The sequence below is a fragment of the Falsiroseomonas oleicola genome, from assembly GCF_019029495.1.
GTDB lineage: Bacteria > Pseudomonadota > Alphaproteobacteria > Acetobacterales > Acetobacteraceae > Falsiroseomonas > Falsiroseomonas oleicola.
In genome coordinates this window covers 1,081,866-1,103,035 of sequence record NZ_JAERQM010000001.1, presented here as the reverse complement: position 1 = coordinate 1,103,035, position 21,170 = coordinate 1,081,866, and the positions used below count along the sequence as shown (strand labels likewise).

Here is a 21,170-nt window from a genome sequence, read left to right as displayed (position 1 = left end):
ATCGCGCGTCTATACAAACTTGATTGCTGCGGGGGCTTGCCCCCGCAGCAGCCACCAAAGCTCATCCCGCAGCAGCCCCACCGGGTCGCGGCCCTGGCCACCCGCCACCAGGGCGCGGTGGCCGCCTTCCAGCACGCGCTGCCGCGCCCCCGGCAGCAGGGCCGAGCCGAGCGGCACCAGCCCATCGCCCGGCCCGGCGCCCTCCGCCTCCATCCAGCGCGCCAGCCGGCGATAGGCGCTTTCGCGCCAGTCGCCGCGCGGGGCGATCACGGTCGCCAGCGTGCTGACCGGGATGCGCGCGACCAGCGCCGCCACCTCCGCCGCATGCGCCCGCATCCAGGCCTGCCGCACCGGCACGGTCAGGTCGCGCAGGCCCCGCCCGGTGCCGAGGTGGGACAGCCGCGCCAGGTGATGCACCGCCAGCAGCACCTGCCGCCGCGCCAGTATCGCATCGGCCAGCGGTGATCCCATGAAGGGCGATTGCAGCGCGATGAAGCCGCGGCAGCGCTCGGCCATGCCCGGCCGCACCAGCGCCGCCAGCGCCTCCAGCCCCCCCTTGGAATGGCCGATCAGGATAGCGGGGGAGGGCTCCGCCAGCATCGCCGCGACGATGCGCCCGGCATTGACGCCGACCGGCGCAGCCGTCGGCAGTTTGGCCAGGTGCACCGCGACGTCGATGTCGCGCAGCCAGGCCATCTGGCGGCCCATATAGTCCAGGCCGATCGGGGCGAGGCCGGCAATGACCTCCCCCAGCAGCCCGTAGCAGAACAGCACCCGCGTGCCGTCCAGCGCGCGAGCCAGATCGGCGTCGGCCTTCAATCCAGCGCCACCACCTGCTTGCCGAAGTTGCGGCCCTCCAGCATGCCGATGAAGGCGGCCGGCGCATTGGCCAGGCCCATCGCCACATCCTCCCGGTACTGCATCCGCCCGGCCTTGATGTGGTCCAGCATCTCCGCCCGGAACTGGCCGTAGCGCTTCCAGCCATTGTCGGAGACGATGAAGCCCTGGATGCGCAGGCGCTTGCGCACCACCGGGCCGAGATTCGGGCCGGGCGGGGCGCCATGGGCGGCGAGGCCGGAGGCGGTGTTGTACTGGGCGATCACGCCGCACATCACCATGCGGCCGAATTCATTGAGGCGCGGAAACACCGCCGCCTGCACCGCGCCGCCGACATTCTCCCAATAGACATCGATGCCACCGGGGCAGGCGGCATCCAACTGGGCATCCAGGTCGCCGCGATGGTCGATGGCGGCGTCGAAGCCGAGCGTGTCCTTCACATAGGCGCATTTCGCCGCGCCCCCGGCGATGCCCACGACCTTGGCGCCCCGGATCCTGCCGAGCTGGCCCACCACCTGTCCCACGGCACCGGAGGCGGCGGAGACCACCAGCATCTCCCCGGCCTTCGGCTGGCCGATATCCTCCAGCCCCACCCAGGCGGTCAGCCCCGGCATGCCGAGCACGCCCAGCGCGGTGGAGGGGGAGGCCTCGGTGGGGTCGATCGGGATCAGCGCATGGGCCGGTCGCACCGAATGGCTCTGCCAGCCGAAGCCGCCCAGCACCCAGTCGCCTTCCTGGAACCGTCCATCCCGGCTGGCCGCCACCTGGCCCACCGCCTGGCATTCCATGACGGCGCCGAGCGCCACGGGGGCGGAGTAGGATTTCGCGTCATCCATCCGCCCGCGCTGATAGGGGTCGAGCGACAGGAAGCGATGGGCGACGATCACCTCGCCATATTCCGGCTCCGGCAATTCGGTCTCGACGAAGCGGAAATCCTCGGGCACGGGCGCGCCCTGGGGGCGGCGGGCGAGCAGGATCTGCTGGGTTTTCATCGGGCGGTTCTCCAGGCTTGCCGGAGGTCTATCACTCCGCGTCCCGCTTGGCGCGCTCCGCCTCCCGCAGCCAGTCCTCGGTGGTCTTGGCCACCGGGCGGGCCGGGCCGGCATAGGGATCGATCCGCGCATCGGTGGCGGCGAAGGGCCGGCAATCCTCGCAGAGCCGCAGCAGCGCCAACTGCCCGCTGTCGCGGAACATCCAGTGGCCGCTTTCGGTCAGCTTGCGGGTGACGCGGTCGATCTGGGATTTCACGCCGAAGGCTTTGCCGCAGCTTTCGCAGCAGAACGGGTCTTCCTGCTTCACCACCCGCATCTGGCTGGATTCAGGCGCCAGGTTCAGGCGTGGCTCCAGGGTGATGACCTTTTCCGGGCAGGTGGTGGCGCAGAGGCCGCACTGCACGCAGGCATCTTCCAGGAAGCGGAGCTGCGGCGTTTCCGGATTGGCGGTGAAGGCGCCGGTCGGACAGACCATGGTGCAGGCGAGGCAGAGGGTGCAGCCTTCCACCGCCACCTGCGCCTGGCCGAAGGGGGCCAGCGCCGGCATCGGCAGCACCGCGTCCCGCCGCTGCGCACCCTCCGCCAGGGCACGCCCGGCCTGGCGCAGCACCTCCCGCCCCGTGCCCAGCGCCACGAAGGTGGCGGGCGGGAAGGGCAGGCCGCGGCGGGGCAGGGCGGCCAGCGCCTCGCCAAGGGTGAAGGGGTCGTCCGTCTCGATGGCGGCGGCGCGCGGCGCGCCGTGGTCGGGCACGCCGAGGCCGGCCAGGGTTTCCAGCGCGAAGCCGATGTTGCGGAACACGCCTTCGGTCCCATGGCTGCGATGGCCGCGCATCAGCAGGCGGATCTGCGCCGCGCCCCAGGCGAAGGCCGAGAGGAAGAAGGCCAAGTCGAGCTGCGAGACCTCGTTCACCCGCAGCGGCAGCACCCGCGCCGGCAGCCCGTCGCCATGCCGGGCCAGGGCGTCGATCAGGGGTTCGCCATGCTCGGCGTCATGCACCAGCAGCACGGGGGATTCGCCGCCGGCCTCGCGGAAGGTCAGCAGCAAAGCGCGCAGGCGTTTCAGGAGCGATCCGGAATCGGGCAGGGCGTAGCTGGCCGCGCCGGTCGGGCAGACGGCGGCGCAGGCGCCGCAGCCGGCGCAGATCTCCGCGCTGATCTGAACGCTCTCCTTTCCCGGGGTGATCGCGCCGGTCGGGCAGAGGTCGAGGCAGCGGGTGCAGGCCACGCGCTTGTTGCGGCTATGGGCGCAGAGCCCGGCCTCGAAAGTGATGAAGCGCGGCTTGTCGAATTCGCCGACCAGCTCCTTCGCCGCGCCGATGGCGCGTTCCACCGCGGCGGCATCGGCGGGGTCGGCGCGCAGATAGCCCTGGCGCAGCTCATGCGTGGGGAACAGCGCGGCGCCGCCGGTCAGGTCCAGCACCAGGTCGCAGCGGCTGACCGCGCCATCGCGGCGCGGCCCCCATTCATAGGCGGTGCGGGAGGAGGGGCGCGGCATGGCATGGCCATCCACCACCACCTCGAAGGCGCCGAGCCAGCCCGTCGCGCCCCGGGCCTTGCCGCGCGCCACCGGAAAATCGGCGCTGCGCCGGGGCTGGACCGGGGCAGTGCCGTCCAGCAGCACGGTCACGTCCAGCGTGCCGGCCAGCCTTTCGGCGGCGGCCAGGGCCACCTCGTCCCGGCCGAGGATCAGGGTAACGCCCTCGCTCTTCAGGGGCACCAGGGCGGTGGCCGGCATCGGGACGGCGGCGGCGGCGATCAGGGCGGCCATCTTCGGCGCGGCGGCCTTGGCCTCCCGCGCCCAGCCGGCCGTCTCGCGGATGTTCACGAAGTCGAGCGGCCCGGTGAAGCCGGCATCCTCCGCCACCTCGGCGAAGAGTGGCGCCTGGGCGGTGCAGGCCACCGTCACGGGCACGCCTTCCCCCAGCGCCGCGAGGAAGCGGTCGAGCTGCGACTGGCAGAGCTGCTCCGCCATCCGGGGCGCGCCGCCGCCGCAGCCGCGCGCGATCACGCGGCCATCGAGCGGCATCGTATCCTCGCAGGTGCAGGCGAAGGTGATGCGGGCGCTGGCCATGGGGCGGGGGGTCATCCTGGCTGTCCACAGGCCCAGGACCTGTGGACAGTTGGGTTGCGGGCACGTCCGGCGGTGCTTTTCCGCGCTGGGTGCGTCAGCCATGCTCGCCGATGGATAGCCATCGGCTCCGCTGTCTTCCTTCCCAACACGAAAAATCCCTCACCGGCCGCATCCCGGCCCCAACTGTCCACAGGCCCTAGGCCCGGGGTGACCCTGCCCATATATCCATGGTCTCGCCTGCTTGCGAGGGATACCGGGAAAGACACCGCCGCCGTGACAACCGGCCTGCCCGAATTGCCGCCCGTCTTCCACCCCGTCATCGCCTTGCGGGAGGGTGGCGGCGACGCCATGCGTCGCGCCATCGAGGCCGCGCCCGGCCACGGCGCCGGCACGCTGGTCTGGGTGCGGTCCCTGGCCCGGGTGGAGGTGGCGGTGGTGCTGGAACCCGAAACGCCGCTCGCCGCCGCCCGCCCGGCCCTGTTCGCCGCCGCCAGCGCCTTCGCCGATGCGATCGGCGCCTATGGCCCGGCGGAGGTGCCGGTCAGCTTCGGCTGGCCCGACCGCCTGCGCATCAATGCCGGGGAGGTCGGTCGCGCCCGGCTCGCCTGGCCCCCCGGCACGCCAGAAGATGCGGTGCCGGACTGGCTGGTGGTGGGCATCGAGGCCCGGCTGATCTTTCCAACGGGCTGGGAGCCCGGCCATGGCCTGCACCAGACCGCGTTGCGGGAGGAAGGCTGGCTGGAGGAGGATCTCTCCGCCACCGACCTCACCGCCGCCTGGGCACGGCATCTGATGGCGGGCCTGGCCGAATGGCAGCATCCGGGCCGCCAGGGCGGCTTTTCCCGGCTCGCCGAACGCTACCTGGCGCGGCTGGATGCGGAGGATTGGATGGGCGCCGCGCGACGTGGCCTGGACCCCGCCACCGGCGCCCTGGTGCTGGAACAGGATGGCACGCGGCGCATGCACGCCCTGGCCGAGGCGCTGGTCGCCGCATGACCCGCCACCTGCCGCGCTGCCTGCGCCTCGACCCCTCCGACACCGTCATCTTCGAACAGCCCGCCGAGCCCGGCGAATGGGCGGTGCCGGGCGGCTTCGAATTCTGGGACACGCCGCCCGAAACCCTCGCCGGCAAGCGCCGTCAGGCCTTTCGCGGCGGCTTTCTGGGGCTTTTGTCCTTTGGCTGGTCCACCCTGGTCGAAGTCGCGGAGGTGACGGAGGCGGAACACGCGACTGCCCTGGCCGCCCTGGCCCGGCGCATCCGTACCCATCACGGCGCGCCCGACGACGCGGCCGCGATGGCGGCGGCGCGGGAGGAGCTGGCCTTCGCCGAAAGCCTCTGCGACCACCCGCCCGGCACCGTCCTGGCCCTGTCCCGCCGCGTCGAGGAGGGGGAGGTGCGCGAGAGCTTTCGCACGTTGCACCGGCGCGAGGCGCCGCATACCCAGTTCACCACTTTGCCGGTCTTCTCCGTCGTCGAGGACGAGGCGCCGGAACATCCCGACCTGACCGCATTCGCGAGGCGCCTGAAATCATGACCACGCCGGCCGGCCTCGCCCCGGGGGATTTCTGGGTCGCCAGCGGCCATCACCTCTGCGACCGCGACGATCAGGGCCGCATCCTCGGCACGCCCGACCTCTGGCGCGCCTTCTGCGCCCGGCCGGAGCTGGTGCCGCCGGAGGAGGCCTGCCCGGCGGAACGCGCGCTGCACGCGGCCCTGCTGCTGGAGCCGATGCGGGTGGTCCCGGCCGCCGAACTGGCCGGTCTGGCCGACCCCGATGCGCGGGAGAATTTCGGCGTCTTTCTGGGCTTCCGCGACCGTGTCGCGGCGCAGCCGAGCCTGGAGGCCGCCTGGCTCGACCTGTTCCGCAATGGCGTGCAGGGCGTGCCGCCGATCTTCCTTCAGATGCTGACCCATCTGGTCACCCGCGCCGCCCTGGAAGGCGTGGACGACCCCTTCGTGCTCCGCGCCGCCGAGCTGTTCTTCCGGCCACAGCGTGCCGCCATCCACCATGGCGCCCTGTTGCTGGCCGATGAGGAGTTTCTGGAGGCGCGCGGCGGCGATGGCGGCTTCGGGCCGCTCGGCCAGTTGCTGGTGGAAGCCGGGTCGCCGCCGCGCGAAGTGGAGCTGGATGTGCTCTCGGAGGAGACGGCGCCGCTGTATCGCGGCCGCTCCGACGCGCATGATTTCGCCCTGGATATCGCCGAGAACCGTCCCGGCCAGCACGGCCTGGCCCGCGCGCTGGAGCATTTCATCGGCCATGTGATCGGCGAGCAGGTCAAAATCCGCCCGGTGCCGGTGATCGAGGACCACAACTGGACCTGGCATGTCGGGCTGGATGCGGAGGCGACCTCCATCGCCAACGACCTCTGGCAGGGCAAGAAGGTGAAGCAGGCGCGGCTGGCCCGCATCCTGTGGCTCGGCGTTCTGGAGTTCTCGGAAACCTCCCGCGTGCTGCCGCGGGTCGCGGGGCGGCCGGTCTATCTGGCGCTGGCGATGGATGCGGCCCAGAAGCTGCGGATGAAGCCGCAGAACCTGGTCACCGGCCTGCCGCTGCGGGCGCGGGAGACGGGCGCATGACCCGCTCGCACAACCCCGAAAGCCTGTTCATCCCGCTGGCGGTGCTGGTGGAACGCCGCCCCGGCGTGACCCGCTGGGCGGAATTCGCCTGGCGCGCCATCGAGGTGCTGGAGGAAGCGCCGGACGTGCCGCCCTGGACCGTGCTGCGGGAGGAGCCGGGCCGCACCGTCTTCTTCGCCGGCAGTGCGGATGTGGCGCTGCACCCCACGGACACCGACAACTACCGCCACAACCTCGCCTCCGCCCAGCCCCTGGTCTGGGTGCTGCTGCGGCCCATCGAGGCCGCGCCGGGCTTTCATCTGCAGACGGTGACGGCCGATCCGGGGGAGGCGCATCTCTATGCCGATGTGGGGCAGGACCTGCTGGAATCCCTGCCCATGCCACCGCGCCTGCTGGCGGTGATGACGGAGTTCGTCGCCCGCCACCACAAGGAACGCGGCTTCTGGAAGCGCAAGCGCGACCAGGCGGACCCCGAAGCGCTGGCCCATCGCAGCCGCCTGACGGGGGAAGGATGAGCGGGGAGGAGGAGGGCTTCCTCAGCCGCTGGTCGCGGCGCAAGCGCGCGCCGGAGGCGGAGGCGCCCCAGCCGGAGCCGGAGAAGGTCGAGTCGCCCCCGCCGGCGCCGCGCCCGGAAGGGGACTGTCCGGCGCCGGCGGAGCCCGAGCTGGACCTCACGGCCCTGCCGCGGATCGAGGATCTGGATCTCGGCAGCGACCTGACCGCCTTCCTGCGCCCCGGCATTCCGACGGCGCTGCGCAGCGCCGCGCTGCGGCGGATGTGGAGCCTCGACCCGGGCATTCGCGACTTCATCGGCCCGTCCGATTATGCCTGGGACTACAACACCGCGGCCGGCATGCCGCCCGGCTTCAGCTTCGACCTGGGCGGCAACCTGAAGGAATTGCTGGCCCAGGCGATCGGCGAGCGGGAGGAGGCGCCGCCAGAGGCGACGACGGCGGAGGGAGCGGAGGCTGAACCCGAAGCCGAACCGGCCGCCCCGCAACTGGTCGCGGAAGCGGCCCCCGAGGCTGTGCCCGCGAGCCAGCCGCGCGCCGAGCCGACACCCGAGCCCGGCGCCCCGCGGCGGCGCCATGGTGGGGCCCTGCCCAGCTAGCTCTATCCCAGGCCATGGTTGCCTCCTGCCTTATGGCGGGCCCTCCGGCTCCGCCCAGTTGAGAACAATTCTCAATTAAATATCAAATGCTTGCAGATGGCCTGGCTTTGGGCTTGGCTGTACATTCCTGCGGGTCGAACATGGCTGGGGAGCTGTGCGACGCTGCACGAGGCTTGATTGACGCGAATGACCGAAGAAGCGCAGGCGGCGGTGCTGGAGACGAGGCTGGACCCGGTGGATGCCGAGCGGGCACGGCTGTTCGCGCTGCTCGGCCGGCTGCTGGGCGCCCCGCCGGATGCCGGGCTGCTGATCCGCATGCGGGCGCTGCGCGGCGAGACGGGCGAGCTGGGTGAGGCCTATGCGGCCCTGGCCGATGCCGCCGGCCGGACCAGGGCCGAGGCGGCCGAGAAGGAATTCTTCCATCTGTTCATCGGCGTCGGGCGCGGCGAATTGCTGCCCTATGCCAGCTACTACCTGACCGGCTTCCTGCATGAACGGCCTTTGGCCGATCTGCGCGGCGACCTCGGCCGGCTGGGCATCGAGCGGGCGGAGGGCATCGCGGAACCGGAAGACCATATCGCCTTTGTCTGCGAGGCCTTCGCCGGCCTGCTGGCAGGCGCCTTCCCGAGCGAGGCCGGGTCGTCCGCGCCCTTCTTCACCCGCCATATCCGCCCCTGGGCCGCGCGCTTCTTCGCGGATCTGGAGAAGGCGGAGATGGCGGATTTCTACCGTGCGGTTGGGCGGCTCGGCCGTCTGGCCGTGGAGCTTGAGGCCGCGGCAGCGGATCTGCCGGCCTGATATCTGTTGGGGAGTGCCAAGAGATGAACGAACAGGGACGTGAAGCGCCCGTCCGCCGCGGCTTCCTGAAGGCCCTTGGCCTCGGAACCGCCGCCGCCGCCGCCGTGGCGCCCGCATTGGCACAGCGCGCCGACAGCGTGCCGGCCCGCGATGCCCGGAAGGAGAATGCGCAGCAGCGCGTGGCGGCCCGCTACCAGGCCGATTCCGCCGATGTGCAGGCCTTCTATCGCACCAATCGCTACGAATAAGCACCGATGAACAAGAACGGGGAGCACGCCAGATGCTGATCAAGCGCTCCGAGGGCAAGGCCGCACGCCAGCGCCTGTCCGCTGCCTATCAGGGCCTTTCCTCCGGCGGTCTCGACCGCCGGAGCTTCCTGCGTCAGGCCGGTTTCGCCGGGGCGGGACTCGCAGCCTTGGGCTCGCTCGGGGCTTCGCGCGCGCAGGCTGCGCCGGGTGCCGCCATGGGCGTGCAGGACTTCAGCAAGCCGGTGCAGCGGATCAAGAACATCTGCACCCATTGCTCGGTCGGCTGCACCGTCACGGCGGAAGTGCAGAACGGCGTCTGGACCGGGCAGGAGCCCACCTGGGCCAGCCCGATCAACCGCGGCACGCATTGCGCCAAGGGCGCCTCGGTCCGCGAGCTGGTGCATGGCGACCGGCGCCTGAAATACCCGATGAAGCTGGTGGGCGGGCAGTGGCAGCGTCTGTCCTGGGACGTCGCGCTGAACGAGATCGCCGACAAGATGATGACGATCCGGCAGGAATCCGGGCCGGACAGCATGTTTCTTCTGGGCAGCGCCAAGTTCTCGAATGAGGGCGCGTACCTGTTCCGCAAGTTCGCGGCCTTCTGGGGCACGAACAGCGTCGACCACCAGGCGCGCATCTGCCACTCGACCACGGTCGCCGGCGTCGCCAACACCTGGGGCTACGGCGCGCAGACCAACTCCTACAACGACATCCGCAATTCCAAGACCATGATCATCATGGGCGGGAATCCTGCGGAGGCGCATCCGGTCAGCCTCCAGCACGTGCTGTCCGGCAAGGAACGCAACCGCGCCAACCTGATCGTCATCGACCCGCGCTTCACCCGCACCGCCGCCCACGCGAATGAATACGTCCGCATCCGGCCGGGCACCGACATCCCCATCATCTGGGGCATGCTGCACCACATTTTTGCGAACGGCTGGGAAGACAAGGACTTCATCGCCCAGCGCGTCTACGGCATGGAGCAGATCCGCGCCGAATGCGCGAAATGGACGCCGGAGGAGGTGGAGCGCGTCACCGGCGTGCCGGGCGCGCAGCTTCGCAAGGTGGCGGAGGCCTTCGCCACCCAGAAGCCGTCCACGCTGATCTGGTGCATGGGTGCCACGCAGAAGACCGTGGGCACCGCCAATGTGCGCGCCTTCTCCATCCTGCTGCTGGCCACCGGCAATGTCGGCAACAATGGCGGCGGCGCGAACATCTTCCGCGGCCATTGCAACGTGCAGGGCGCGACCGACTTCGGTCTCGATGTCACCACGCTGCCGGCCTATTACGGGCTGGACGAGAATGCCTGGCGCCATTGGTGCCGCGTCTGGAATGTTCGCTACGAGGACATGATCCCGCGCTTCGACAGCGCCGCGATGATGGGCACCCCGGGCATTCCCACCACCCGCTACTTCGATGCCATCACACTTCCAAAAGACCAGATCCAGCAGCGGGACCGGCTGCGCGGCATGCTGGTGGTGGGCCATGGCGGCAATACCGTCACCCGCATGCCGGAGGCGGTGAAGGGGCTGGAGGCGCTGGACCTGCTGGTCGTCGCCGACCCGCATCCCACCACCTTCGCCGTGCTCGCCGACCGCAAGGAGAACACCTACCTCCTGCCGGCGACCACGCAGTTCGAATGCGACGGCAGCCGCAGCGCCTCCAACCGCTCGGTCCAATGGGGCGCGCGGATCGTGGCGCCGCTGTTCGAATCGAAGACGGACTATGAGTTGATGTACCGGCTCGCCGGCGCGCTGGATGGCGCGGCGGAGCGCAAGGGCATGCCCATCCGGTTCCGGGAGGAGATGTTCAAGCCCTACGAGATCCGGAACAACGCGCCGACCGCCGAGAGCATCCTGCGCGAGATCAATCGCGGCTCGCTCAGCACCGGCTATTCCGGCCAGTCGCCGGAACGCCTGAAGCTGCACATGGAACACCAGGACAAGTTCGACCTGGTGACCCTGCGCGGCGCCCCCGGCACCCCGGTGGCGGGCGAATTCTACGGCCTTCCCTGGCCCTGCTGGGGCACGCCGGAGATGAAGCACCCCGGCACCCACGTGCTCTACAACACCAACCTGCACGTGAAGAACGGCGGCGGCACCTTCCGCGCCCGCTTCGGGGTGGAGCGTGAGGGCCAGACGCTGCTGGCGGAAGGCTCCTACTCGCTGGGCTCCGAGATCCAGGACGGCTACCCGGAATTCACCGTGGCGGTGCTGAAGCGCCTCGGCTGGTATGAGGAGCTGACGGAGGCGGAACGCGGCTGGATCGAGAGCAATGGCGGCACCTTCTCCTGGGCCACCGACCTCTCCTGCGGCATTATTCGCGTTGCCATGGAGCATGGGTGTGTTCCGTACGGGAATGCCAAGGCGCGCGCGGTCGCATGGAATCTTCCCGACCCGGTGCCGGTGCATCGCGAGCCGATCTACACGCCGCGGACCGACCTGATCGCGCAATACCCGACCCTGCCGGACCGCCGCGGCTTCCGCCTGCCGCATCTGGGTGTCTCCGTGCAGAACCGCAGCCATCAGGTGGCGGGCGACTTCCCCATCATCCTCACCTCCGGCCGTCTGGTCGAATATGAGGGTGGCGGCGAGGAGACGCGCTCCAACAAATGGCTGGCCGAGCTCCAGCAGGACATGTTCGTCGAGATCAACCCGGAGGACGCCGCCGCCCGCAACATCCGCGACGGCCAGTTCGTCTGGGTGATGGGGCCGGAGAGCAATTCCAAGGCCCGGGTGAAGGCCATGGTGACACCGCGCGTCGGCCGGGGCGTCGCCTGGATGCCCTTCCACTTCGCCGGCTGGTTCCAGGGCGTGGACCAGCGCAGCAAGTATCCGCAGGGCACCGACCCGATCGTGCTGGGTGAGAGCGTCAATGCGATCACCACCTATGGCTACGATCCGGTGACCTTCATGCAGGAAACCAAGGTCACGCTCTGCCAGATCAGGAGTGCCTAATCATGGCGCGCATGAAGTTCCTCTGTGACAGCGACCGCTGCATCGAATGCAACGCCTGCGTCACCGCCTGCAAGAACGAGCATGAGGTGCCCTGGGGCATCAACCGCCGCCGGGTCGTCACCATCAATGACGGCAAGCCCGGCGAGCGGTCGATCTCCATGGCCTGCATGCACTGCACCGATGCGCCCTGCGCCGCGGTCTGTCCCGTCAGCTGTTTCTACACGACGGCGGATGCCATCGTGCTGCACGACAAGGACCTGTGCATCGGCTGCGGCTACTGCTTCTACGCCTGCCCCTTCGGGGCGCCGCAATATCCGCGCGTCGGCAATTTCGGCGGCCGCGGCAAGATGGACAAATGCACCTACTGCGCCGGCGGGCCGCAGCAGGACAATACCATCGTCGAATACACGCAATACGGCGCCAACCGCATCGCCGAGGGCAAGCTGCCGCTCTGCGCCGAGATGTGCTCGACCAAGGCACTGCTGGCTGGCGATGGCGAGATGATCGCCACCATCTACCGCGAACGCGTGCAGCAGCGCGGCTATGGCGCCGGCGCCTGGGGCTGGCATACCGCCTATCGCGAGACGGTGACGGTATGATGCGCCTCGCCCCCACCCTCGCGCTGGCGCTGCTTCTGGCAACGCCCGCCCTTGCACAGACCCAGCCTGGCGCGCCCGCGGCCGGGACGCCGGAAATCCAGGCGCCGGTGCCGGAAGTCGGCCCCGCCAGCGGCGGCCAGGGCAGCGGCCAGGTGCCGGAATCGACGATCCAGGGCGATACGCCCACCGGCACGCCGGCGCCCGCGGCGGCGGCGGCTGTCACCGCGCCGCAGGCGCGCCAACCCTCCGCCCAGGCGCCGACTCCCGCGCCCTTCAGCGACCGTGGCCAGCCCTCGGCCGAGGAGCTGGAGTTGCAGGCGGCGCTGCGCGGGGAGCGTATCACCGGCCGCATCACCATCCCCGATGCGCGCGCGGCCACGCTGATCCAGCCCGAGGGCCAGGACTGGCGGACCTTCCACAACCGCACCCTGACCCTGGTGGGCGGCATCGCCGTGCTTGGCATGCTGGCGATCCTGGCGCTGTTCTACCTGGTCAAGGGTCGCATCCGCATCGATGCCGGCGCCTCCGGCCGCACCATCCAGCGCTTCAACCTGTTCGAGCGCGCGGCGCATTGGATGACGGCCAGCAGCTTCATCGTGCTCGGCCTCTCCGGCCTGAACCTGACCTTCGGCCGCTACCTGCTGCTGCCGCTGCTGGGGCCGGAGGCCTTCACCGCCGTCAGCATGTGGGGCAAGATCGCGCACAACTACCTGGCCTTCCCCTTCACCCTCGGCATCGTGCTGCTGTTCCTGATCTGGGTGAAGGACAATATCCCGGACAAGGTCGACCTGGCCTGGATCAAGGCGGGTGGCGGGATGCTGCGCCATGGCCATCCGGATGCGAAGCGCTTCAATGCCGGGCAGAAGGTGGTGTTCTGGATCACCGTGCTCGGCGGCACGCTGGTGGCGCTGTCCGGCTATGTGCTGATCTTCCCCTTCGCCGTGACCGACATGGCCGGGCAGCAACTGGCCCATATCGTCCACGGCATCCTTTCGGTGCTGATGGTCGCCGCGATGCTGGCGCATATCTATATCGGCACGCTGGGGATGGAGGGCGCCTTCCATGCCATGGGCTCCGGCGAGGTCGATCTGAACTGGGCCAAGGAGCACCACTCCCTCTGGGTGGAGGAGGAGCTCAGCAAGGCCCGTGGCACCGTGACCGGCCCGACCGCCGCCCGGCCCCTCGGCGCCGACTGACTTTCAGCCCCTTGCCCGAAGCGGGCCGGCCATGGTGGAAGCCATGACCGGCCCTTTCGCTGTCTGGATGACCTGATGCGCCTGATCGGATTGGCCGGATGGAGCGGTTCCGGCAAGACCACGCTGCTGACGCGGCTGATCCCGGAACTGGCCGCGCGGGGGGTGTCCGTCTCCACCCTGAAGCACGCCCACCATGCCTTCGACATCGACCAGCCCGGCAAGGACAGCCACAGCCACCGGGAAGCCGGGGCGCGGCAGGTGCTGGTCTCCTCCGCCCGCCGCTGGGCGCTGATGACGGAGCTGCGGGAGACGCCGGAGCCAAGCCTGAAACAGCTTCTGACTCGCTTCGACCCGGTGGACCTGGTGATCGTGGAGGGCTTCAAGCGCGACCCGCATCCGAAGATCGAGGTCTTCCGCCAGGCCAATGCCAAGCCCTGGCTGCATCCGGCGGACAGCGCGATCATCGCCGTGGCCAGCGACACGGCGCCGGACACCACCCTGCCGCATCGGCATCTGGACGATATCGCGGGGATCGCCGATCTGCTGCTGCAAGGCGCCATCCCGCTGCGGGATGTGCTGCAAGGCTGAAGGAGGCAGGACTTGGCCCAGCTCAGCGACGACTGCTTCGCCTTTGGCGGTCGCCTGATGTCGGTGGATGAGGCGCAGGCGCTGATTGCCGACCGCGTGCCGCCCTTGGCGGAGGTGGAACGCGTGGCGCTGCTGGCCGCGCCCGGGCGGGTGCTGGCGGAGGCCCTGCATGCCCCGCTGCCGCTGCCGCCCTTCTTCAATTCCGCCGTCGATGGCTATGCCTTCCGCCATGCCGACCTGGCCCCGGCGGGCGAAACGCGCCTGCCCCTCGCCGGACGCCTCCAGGCCGGGCAGGCGGCGGCGCCGATCGCGCCCGGCACCGCGCTGCGCATCTTCACCGGCGCACCGATGCCCGAAGGCGCCGATACAGTGATGATGCAGGAGGATGCGCGGGAGGCGGAGGGTGCCGTGCTGCTGGCGCCTGGCCTGAAGCGCGGCGCCAATTGCCGCCCGGCCGGGGAGGATGTGGCCCAGGGCGCGCTGGCCCTGCCGCAGGGCCGCCGCCTGCTGCCGCCCGATATCGGCCTGGCCGCCGCGCTCGGCCTGACCACGCTGGAGCTGCGCCGCAGGGTGCGCGTCGGCGTGTTTTCCACCGGCGACGAGCTGGCGGAGCCGGGCACGGTGCTGGGCGCGGCGCGGACCTATGATTCCAACCGCTTCACCCTGCTGGCCCTGCTCGCCGGGCTGCCGGTGGAGGCCAGCGACCTCGGCATCCTGCCGGATGAGCCCGCCGCCACCGCCGCGGCCCTGGCCGGGGCCGCCGCACGGCACGACCTGCTGCTGACCTCGGGCGGTGTCTCGACCGGGGAGGCCGACCATGTGCGCGCGGCCATCGAACAGGGCGGGCGGCTGGTGTTCTGGCGCCTGGCGATCAAGCCGGGGCGGCCGGCGGCGATGGGGGTGATCGGCGGCACGCCGGTCGTCGGACTGCCGGGCAATCCTGTGGCCGCCGTGGTCACCTTCCTGCACCTGGCGCGCCCGCTGGTGCTGCGCCTGGCCGGCGCCCTGCCTGAGCCCCTGCCGAGCTTCCCCGCCGAGGCCGCCTTCGCCTATCGCAAGAAGGAAGGCCGGCGCGAATATGTGCGGGTGCGCCTGACCCAGGCCGCCGGCCTGCCGGTGGCGGAGAAATTCGCGCGGGAGGGTGCGGGGCTGCTGACCTCGCTCACCCAATCCGATGCCCTGGCCGAATTGCCGGAGGACATCACCACGGTCAGCCCCGGCGACCGAATCCGGGTGCTGCCCTATCGCGGGATATTCTGACTATACCGCCGGTCTCTTGACCGGTCCGAGCGGCCGCCGCCGCTTATGCGGCGAAGCCAAACCGCCGGAGGGCGGCCCGGAGCGGTCACGCGGATGGGCCGTTGGTATCAAGCGATCAGAGCCGCACGCCCTGCGTCGCGTAGCGCTGGTCGGCGGTCTGCTGGAAGTTGTTGTCCAGCACGGCATAGGCGCCGATGGCGACGATGATGGCCGCCAGGGCGCCGATCAGGATGGATTTCATGGGGACGCGCTCCGTTTCCACTCCGCACCCTCCTGTATCGGATCAGGGGCGTTGCGTTGCAAGGCCAGCAGCGCCTCGGCCTGCGCCAGATCCTCCGGCGCATTGGCATTGAAGAAGGGGTCGAGGGGCGTCACCGGCCAATCGGCATGGGCGATGCCGTGCCGCGCCGTCCAGCGGTCGATCTTGCGCTCGCCCTCCAGCAGCGCCTGCCGCAGCGCCCCGCGCAGCGCCACGGGCCAGAGGCCGATGGGCGGATGGGTCTGGCCGTCCGACCGGGCGCAGGCCAGCGGCACGCCGGCCTGCGCCCGCGCCTGGTGCAGCCGTGCCACCAGATCGGGCGGGATCAGCGGTGAATCCCCGGGCACCGAGACCACCCAGGCGAGGTCGGGCCGGGCCTCTGCCGCCCAGTCCAGCCCGGCGAGGATGCCGGCCAGCGGGCCGGGATGATCCGGCAGGCTGTCCGCCACCACGGTCAGGCCCCAGTCGGCAAACCGGGATGAATCGCCATTGGCGTTCAGGATGGTCGTCGCCGCCTGCGGCCGCAGGCGTTCCAGCACATGGTCCAGCAGCGGCCGCCCGCCCAGCAGCCGCAGCGGCTTGTCGCCACCGCCCATGCGTCGTGCCAGCCCGCCGGCCAGCACCACCGCCAGAGTCTTGCGCGCCTCCGGCGCGACCGTGTCATTCCGCATCGGCGCGGCCCATCGCCTCGGCGCTGTTCTTGCGCCAGTGTTTCGCGGATTCCTCCGGCACATGGGTCAGATCGGCATCGAAGACGATGCGCTGTTCGCCGGCCAGGGCCAGGAAGCGCTTGCCCTTGCAGCGGCCGATCAGGGTCAGGTTCGCCTCCCGCGCCAGTTCCACCGCCCAGGCGGTGAAGCCGGAGCGGGAGATCAGGATGGGGATGCCCATGCGGACGGTCTTGATGACCATCTCGGAGGTCAGCCGGCCGGTGGTGTAGAAGATCTTGTCCTCCGGCGCCTCGCGCTCCCGGAACATCCAGCCGGCGATCTTATCGACCGCATTGTGGCGGCCGACATCCTCCATATAGACGATCGGCGCATCCTGCCGGCACAGGGCGCAGCCATGGATGGCGCCGGCTTCCAGATACAGGCTCGGCAGGGTGTTGATGCGGCCGAGCAGGCCATACAGCCAGGAAGTGCGCAGCCGTGCTTCGGGCGCCAGTTCGACCGTAGCAAAATCCTCCATCAGGTCGCCAAAGGCGGTGCCCTGCGCGCAGCCGGAGGTCAGGGTCTTTTTCCGAAGCTTGGTCTCGAAATTGGTCGGCGTTTCGGTGCGGACGATGACGAGCTGCAGATCCTCGTCATACTCCACCGCGGTCACCGCATCGGTCCGGCGCAGCATGCCCTGGTTCAGCAGGTAGCCCAGCGCCAGCTCCTCCGGCCGGTCGAGGATCGTCATCATGGTGACGATCTCCTGCCCATTGAGGAACAAGGTCAGGGCGCGTTCGACCGTGACGCTGGTCTCCACCGCCTTGCCGGTCTGGTCGAGCCCGGTCAGGCGCCGGGTCAGGCGGGGGTCGGAGGGGTCGGGTTGGACGCGGAGCGAGGACATGTGGGGAAGGTGGCGCCGCGCCGGGCTGGCCGCAAGCGGGCAGCGGGCAGGTTGCCCTTGTGGGAATCGTACAAAGAAAACACCATCAGCAACCCGCGATCGCTTACACATTTCCGGCAACATGGTATTGTGCATACGTGATCGAGCCGTCGCACCTGTCGTCGCCCGAGGCCCATGCGCTGGACCTGTACGCGTCCTTGGTCGATGGGCGCGGCCTGACCGCCGCGATCGAGCCAGTGGCCCGCGCGCTTCAGACCAGCACCCATGCGGTGCATCTGATGCAGTATGAGCGGGGCGTGCTGCGTGAAAGCCGCTGCGAGGGTGCCGGCCTCGCCACCGAGGTCACCACAGACTACCAGACCCACTGGATCCATCGCGACCCTTGGGCCACCGCGGCCTCCCGCCACGGGGAAGGCGTGTTGAACATGGACCGGGTGGTGCCGATGCGCCGCTACCGCGCCTCCGCCATCTGGAATGAGTGGAAGGCGAAGCGCGACGGCGCCTTCCACTGCCTGTCGGCGATGATGCAGGGTCCGGACGGCATGGTCGGCCGCATCGCCTTCCACCGCTCTGCCCGCGCCGAGCCCTTCGGGGCGGCGGAGGAAGCGCTGCTGACGCCGCTGTTCCTGCATCTGCGCCGTGCCCTGCTGATGGAAGCGCGGCTGGCCGCGAGTGGCTGGCAGACGGCCAATGCGCTGCGCAGCGGCTTCGCCGCGCTGCCGCAGGGCGTGGTGCTGCTCGATCGCCACCGCCGCGTCGTCGCGACCAACCCGGCGGTGGAAGCGATGGCGGCCCAGGGCGATGGGCTTGCCCTGGGGGGCGACAGCGGCCTCTCCACGCCGAATGCGCAGGCACGCCATGCCCTGTCCCAGGCCGTGGGTGCCGCGATCCAGGCGACCACCGGCAAGGTGAGGATGATGCCGGCGGCCGCCGGTGTCGCCCTGCCGCGACGCAGCGGGCGCCCCCCCTATATCGTCCAGGTTCTGCCCCTGCGCCGTATCGCGGCCCTCGGCATGCCGGAGGATTTCACCGGCGCAATGCTGCTGGTGACCGATGACAGCAACCGCCCGCGCCCGCGTGCGCCGCTGCTGCGCCAGGCCTTCGGCCTGACCCCGGCGGAGGCCCTTCTTGCCGCGGCGCTGGCGGCCGGGCGGACCGTGGCGCAGCACGCCGCGACTCGGAACATCGCGGTGGAAACGGCGCGCGGCCACCTCGCCGCGGTGCGCCGCAAGACCGGATGCCGGAGCCTGGCCGAGTTGACCGCGCTGCTGGGGCGGCTGAGCGGCTGATCCCGGCGGGCCGAGGCTTGCGCCTCAGTAGCCGCCGCCGATGGAAAAGGGCCGCATCAGGAAGGCCGTGCCCCAGCCGAAGGCGCCGTTCAGCAGCGCCGCGCGCGCCCAGACAATGGTGTTGCCGCCGGCCCACATCGGCACGCCGCGCCACTCCGCCACCAGGGTGAAGCCGACCACGGTGCAGATCACGGCGCCCAGCAGGAAGCCGGTCAGCAGGTCCGGCAGCCGCCCCCAGCGGATCAGCCCCGCCAGCACGATGCCCCAGACCCCGCCCCAGAAGGCCAGGGACAGCACCTGCGGCACGCCGAAGGGCGGCACCGGGCGGATGTTGAAGCCCGCGGCGCCGGGCCGGAAGGCATCCGGCACGCCCAGCATCTTGATCAGCGCGAACTGGTGGTACAGCACATAGAGCGTGCCCTGGTGGAACACGATCACCGCCAGGGCACCGCAGAGGAAGCCGACCAGAAGAACTTTTTTCATGCGGCGTCATCCAGGACCAGGGACGAAGACCCTATCCCGCCGCCCGGCCTGGCGCCATCCGCCCCGGCATCATTCCACCCCGAGCAACTGCTCCGTCCGCCGCAGCGCCAGGGTGTGGGTGACGCCGTTGTTCAGGTAGAATTCGTCGCGCGGGAAGACATCCGTCAGCACCGGTTCCGGGCGGGCCGTGCCGGGCTGCCAGACCAGCGCCGGCTCATCGAACATCCAGCCATAGTCACGGGTTTCGCGATTCCCCCGTTCCAGATGGGCGATCACCTCCGGCTGCGCGAAGCGTCGCGCCAGCTCGGCCGGGTCATAGGGGATGGGGCTGTCCGATCCGATCAGCACGCTGCCCGGCATCAGCAGCAGCGTATGCGGGAAGACCGCGGCGAAGGTCGCCACCACGCGCTCCGTCGGCCCCCATTGCACATAGATCCCGCCAGGCGCCAGGCGGCGGCGCACCTGTTCCAGGAACTCGGCGGAATAGAGCAGGCCGGAATGCGAGCCCTCCGGCAGGATCGCATCGGCCTGGATCACATCATACAGCGTCTCGCCCCGGGACAGTGCCCGGCGCCCGTCGCCATATTCCAGTTGCCAGCGCGGGTTGGACAGCATCGTCGCGATCGGACTGTCCGGGTAGCGCGCGGCGATGCCGGCATGGGCGGTCAGCACCGGCCCCACCAGCTCGATCGCGCGGACCGAGTCCGTCCGGGGTGAGACGCCCGCCGCCCAGGGCGTGCCGCCGGAGCCGATGCCGATGCACAGCACGTTCTTCGGATCCGCATGCAGCAGCGGCCCGACCGCGCCCAGGAACTGATGGATCGGCAGGAAGGGAATGCGGCCCTGGCTGAAGCCCTGGATGAAGAAGGGACCGTGCGGCCCGCCCTCCGCCCGGTTCTCATCGCGGAAGAAGGCGATGCCGGAGCGGTCCTCCGCCCAGTCCACCACCTGGTGCGGCTGTTCGGCATGCAGCCGCGACCACAGCGCCGCATTGCCCGGCAGCGCCACCAGCGCCACGCCGCAGGCCGCCGCCAGCGCCATCTCCGGCCGCCTCCCGCGCCCGGCCTTCCACAGCCAGCCGAGCATCAGCAGCAGCGACAACGCCGCCAGCAGCCGCAGCGTGCCGGCGGTGCCCAGCAGATGGAAGGTGACCAGGCCGGTCAGGATCGACCCCGCCGCATTGCCCAGGATATTCGCCAACTGCACCCAGCCGACGCGGGCGCCGACGCTGGCCAGGTCCTGCTGCACGGCGCGCTGCACGAAGGGGAAGGTCATGCCGATCAGGAAGCTCGGCGGGCCGACCACGGCGAGCGTCAGCAGGACGGTCGTCACCAGCCCGCCATCGCGCAGCCGCTGCATGTCGGCGGAGACGAACTGATTGACCGGCCAATGCGGCAGCGCCCAGATCAGCAGCAGGATCAGCGCCGCGCCCAGCGCGAAGCCGCCCGCCTGGGTCAGGAAGAAGGCCGGCCGCGGGTCGCGCATGCGCCGCACCATGCGCGACGCCACGGCGATGCCCAGCCCATCGGCCAGCAGGAAGATGCCGAGCACGGTGGGGAAGAGATAGGCGTGATACTGACCCACCTGGCCCATCAGCCGCACCCAGACGATCTCCAGCGCCACGATGATGTAGCCGGACAGGAAGACCAGCAGGCACCACAGGCGCAGGCTGCCGAAGGGCTCCGCCGGGGCCTGCGCGCGGGCCGAAGGGGCGGGCGGTGCCGGCGCCACGCGGGACAGGCCCGGCAGCAGCGTCAGCGCCAGGGCGGCGGCGAACAGGTCGAGCCCCGCCGCCAGGGCCAGGGCGCCGACGAAGCCCAGATGCCCCACCAGCACCCAGCCGCCCAGCAGCGCGCCGAGGCCAGCCCCCAGCGTGTTCAGCCCGTAGAGGCTGCCCACCCGTTCCGCCACCGTGTCCAGGCTGGTGGCGATGGCCCGCGCCAGCAGCGGCAGGGAGGCGCCCATCAGCGTCGTCGGCAGCACCAGCCCGGCGAAGCACAGCGCGAAGATCGCCACCGGGCTGTCCACCACGCCGGCCAGGTCGGTTGCCAGAAAGTCATACAGGAACAGCTTGGAGACCAGGGCGAATCCGGCGACCCCGGCCTCCGCCACGGCGAAGCCGAGCAGCGCGTGCCAGGGCGACAGCCGGTCGGCCAGCTTGGCGCCGATGATCGAACCCAGGCCAAGCCCGGCCAGGAAGGCGCCCACCACCAGGGCCGCCGAGATCGTGTCGGATCCTGCGAAAATGCCGAGCATGCGCTGCCAGACGATCTGGCACAGCAGCGCCGCAAAGCCGGAACAGAAGAACGCAATCGCCAGGCGTGGCATGCCCACCGCTCCCCAGAATCGC

At 70.4% G+C, this 21,170-nt stretch carries 21 protein-coding genes; 13 read left to right on the top strand and 8 right to left on the bottom strand.

Translation table 11 applies throughout. The annotated features are described in order from the left end of the window. Positions 1-9 precede the first annotated feature (9 nt). From JJQ90_RS05265 to JJQ90_RS05255, 3 genes are read right to left on the bottom strand one after another with little or no spacing between them, the layout of a single operon-like run. A complete protein-coding gene (locus JJQ90_RS05265) occupies positions 10-819 on the bottom strand; it encodes a hypothetical protein (RefSeq protein WP_216873396.1) in 810 nt (269 codons plus the stop codon). Next, on the bottom strand, positions 816-1,829 hold the full coding sequence (locus tag JJQ90_RS05260) for an NADP-dependent oxidoreductase (RefSeq protein WP_216873395.1): 1,014 nt from the start codon (positions 1,827-1,829) through the stop codon (positions 816-818). Before JJQ90_RS05260 ends, JJQ90_RS05265 begins: the two co-directional genes overlap by 4 nt. Before the next feature lie 31 nt (positions 1,830-1,860). Then, the gene (locus JJQ90_RS05255; protein ID WP_230410342.1) at positions 1,861-3,915 is read right to left on the bottom strand and encodes a 4Fe-4S dicluster domain-containing protein; all 2,055 of its coding nucleotides are present in this window, start codon (positions 3,913-3,915) and stop codon (positions 1,861-1,863) included. 258 nt (positions 3,916-4,173) lie between these two features. Here JJQ90_RS05255 and JJQ90_RS05250 point away from each other — a divergent pair, with 258 nt between their 5' ends. The 12 genes from JJQ90_RS05250 to JJQ90_RS05195 all read left to right on the top strand — a co-directional run bounded on the left by JJQ90_RS05250 (position 4,174) and on the right by JJQ90_RS05195 (position 15,235). Next, the gene (locus JJQ90_RS05250; RefSeq protein ID WP_216873394.1) at positions 4,174-4,896 is read left to right on the top strand and encodes a biotin/lipoate--protein ligase family protein; all 723 of its coding nucleotides are present in this window, start codon (positions 4,174-4,176) and stop codon (positions 4,894-4,896) included. Beyond that, positions 4,893-5,435: a DUF6505 family protein gene (locus tag JJQ90_RS05245; RefSeq protein WP_216873393.1), complete on the top strand. Its 543-nt coding sequence runs from the start codon at positions 4,893-4,895 to the stop codon at positions 5,433-5,435. The genes JJQ90_RS05250 and JJQ90_RS05245 overlap by 4 nt, the downstream gene beginning before the upstream one ends. Further along, positions 5,432-6,478 carry a DUF6352 family protein gene (locus JJQ90_RS05240; protein ID WP_216873392.1) on the top strand — a complete coding sequence of 349 codons (1,047 nt, stop codon included), beginning with the start codon at positions 5,432-5,434 and terminating at the stop codon, positions 6,476-6,478. Before JJQ90_RS05245 ends, JJQ90_RS05240 begins: the two co-directional genes overlap by 4 nt. After that, positions 6,475-6,993: a DUF3305 domain-containing protein gene (locus tag JJQ90_RS05235; protein ID WP_216873391.1), complete on the top strand. Its 519-nt coding sequence runs from the start codon at positions 6,475-6,477 to the stop codon at positions 6,991-6,993. The genes JJQ90_RS05240 and JJQ90_RS05235 overlap by 4 nt, the downstream gene beginning before the upstream one ends. Further along, complete coding sequence (locus tag JJQ90_RS05230) at positions 6,990-7,589, top strand: DUF3306 domain-containing protein (RefSeq protein ID WP_216873390.1); 600 nt, start codon at positions 6,990-6,992, stop codon at positions 7,587-7,589. Before JJQ90_RS05235 ends, JJQ90_RS05230 begins: the two co-directional genes overlap by 4 nt. Positions 7,590-7,775: 186 nt before the next feature. After that, positions 7,776-8,387 (top strand): TorD/DmsD family molecular chaperone, encoded by a 612-nt coding sequence (locus JJQ90_RS05225; protein WP_216873389.1) that lies wholly within the window; start codon positions 7,776-7,778, stop codon positions 8,385-8,387. Between the two features lie 23 nt (positions 8,388-8,410). Continuing rightward, positions 8,411-8,635, top strand: coding sequence for a twin-arginine translocation signal domain-containing protein (locus tag JJQ90_RS05220; protein WP_216873388.1), 225 nt, complete (start codon positions 8,411-8,413; stop codon positions 8,633-8,635). 32 nt (positions 8,636-8,667) lie between these two features. Then, positions 8,668-11,592, top strand: coding sequence for a formate dehydrogenase subunit alpha (locus tag JJQ90_RS05215; protein ID WP_216873387.1), 2,925 nt, complete (start codon positions 8,668-8,670; stop codon positions 11,590-11,592). A 2-nt stretch (positions 11,593-11,594) separates the two neighbouring features. Further along, on the top strand, positions 11,595-12,191 hold the full coding sequence (gene fdh3B, locus JJQ90_RS05210) for a formate dehydrogenase FDH3 subunit beta (protein WP_216873386.1): 597 nt from the start codon (positions 11,595-11,597) through the stop codon (positions 12,189-12,191). Then, positions 12,191-13,387, top strand: coding sequence for a formate dehydrogenase subunit gamma (locus JJQ90_RS05205; protein WP_230410341.1), 1,197 nt, complete (start codon positions 12,191-12,193; stop codon positions 13,385-13,387). The genes fdh3B and JJQ90_RS05205 overlap by 1 nt, the downstream gene beginning before the upstream one ends. Positions 13,388-13,462: 75 nt before the next feature. Continuing rightward, on the top strand, positions 13,463-13,975 hold the full coding sequence (mobB, locus tag JJQ90_RS05200; RefSeq protein WP_216873384.1) for a molybdopterin-guanine dinucleotide biosynthesis protein B: 513 nt from the start codon (positions 13,463-13,465) through the stop codon (positions 13,973-13,975). Positions 13,976-13,987: 12 nt separating this feature from the next. Continuing rightward, on the top strand, positions 13,988-15,235 hold the full coding sequence (locus JJQ90_RS05195) for a molybdopterin molybdotransferase MoeA (RefSeq protein ID WP_216873383.1): 1,248 nt from the start codon (positions 13,988-13,990) through the stop codon (positions 15,233-15,235). A 115-nt stretch (positions 15,236-15,350) separates the two neighbouring features. Here JJQ90_RS05195 and JJQ90_RS27250 read toward each other — a convergent pair whose 3' ends face one another. Genes JJQ90_RS27250 through fdhD form a run of 3 tightly spaced genes read right to left on the bottom strand, consistent with a single transcriptional unit; the run spans position 15,351 to position 17,048 of the window. Further along, positions 15,351-15,476 (bottom strand): hypothetical protein, encoded by a 126-nt coding sequence (locus JJQ90_RS27250; RefSeq protein ID WP_268958577.1) that lies wholly within the window; start codon positions 15,474-15,476, stop codon positions 15,351-15,353. Next, entirely contained in the window at positions 15,473-16,165 is a 693-nt protein-coding gene (gene mobA, locus JJQ90_RS05190) for a molybdenum cofactor guanylyltransferase MobA (protein ID WP_216873382.1), read from the bottom strand. The genes JJQ90_RS27250 and mobA overlap by 4 nt, the downstream gene beginning before the upstream one ends. Next, the gene (fdhD, locus tag JJQ90_RS05185) at positions 16,155-17,048 is read right to left on the bottom strand and encodes a formate dehydrogenase accessory sulfurtransferase FdhD (protein ID WP_216873381.1); all 894 of its coding nucleotides are present in this window, start codon (positions 17,046-17,048) and stop codon (positions 16,155-16,157) included. Before fdhD ends, mobA begins: the two co-directional genes overlap by 11 nt. A gap of 137 nt (positions 17,049-17,185) precedes the next feature. On the opposite strand from fdhD, the gene JJQ90_RS05180 reads away from it, so the two are divergent. Continuing rightward, positions 17,186-18,337 (top strand): helix-turn-helix transcriptional regulator, encoded by a 1,152-nt coding sequence (locus JJQ90_RS05180; RefSeq protein ID WP_216873380.1) that lies wholly within the window; start codon positions 17,186-17,188, stop codon positions 18,335-18,337. Positions 18,338-18,361: 24 nt separating this feature from the next. On the opposite strand, the gene JJQ90_RS05175 is transcribed toward JJQ90_RS05180, so the two are convergent. After that, on the bottom strand, positions 18,362-18,820 hold the full coding sequence (locus JJQ90_RS05175; protein WP_216873379.1) for a hypothetical protein: 459 nt from the start codon (positions 18,818-18,820) through the stop codon (positions 18,362-18,364). 69 nt (positions 18,821-18,889) lie between these two features. Continuing rightward, on the bottom strand, positions 18,890-21,148 hold the full coding sequence (locus JJQ90_RS05170; RefSeq protein ID WP_216873378.1) for a fused MFS/spermidine synthase: 2,259 nt from the start codon (positions 21,146-21,148) through the stop codon (positions 18,890-18,892). Positions 21,149-21,170 lie beyond the last annotated feature (22 nt).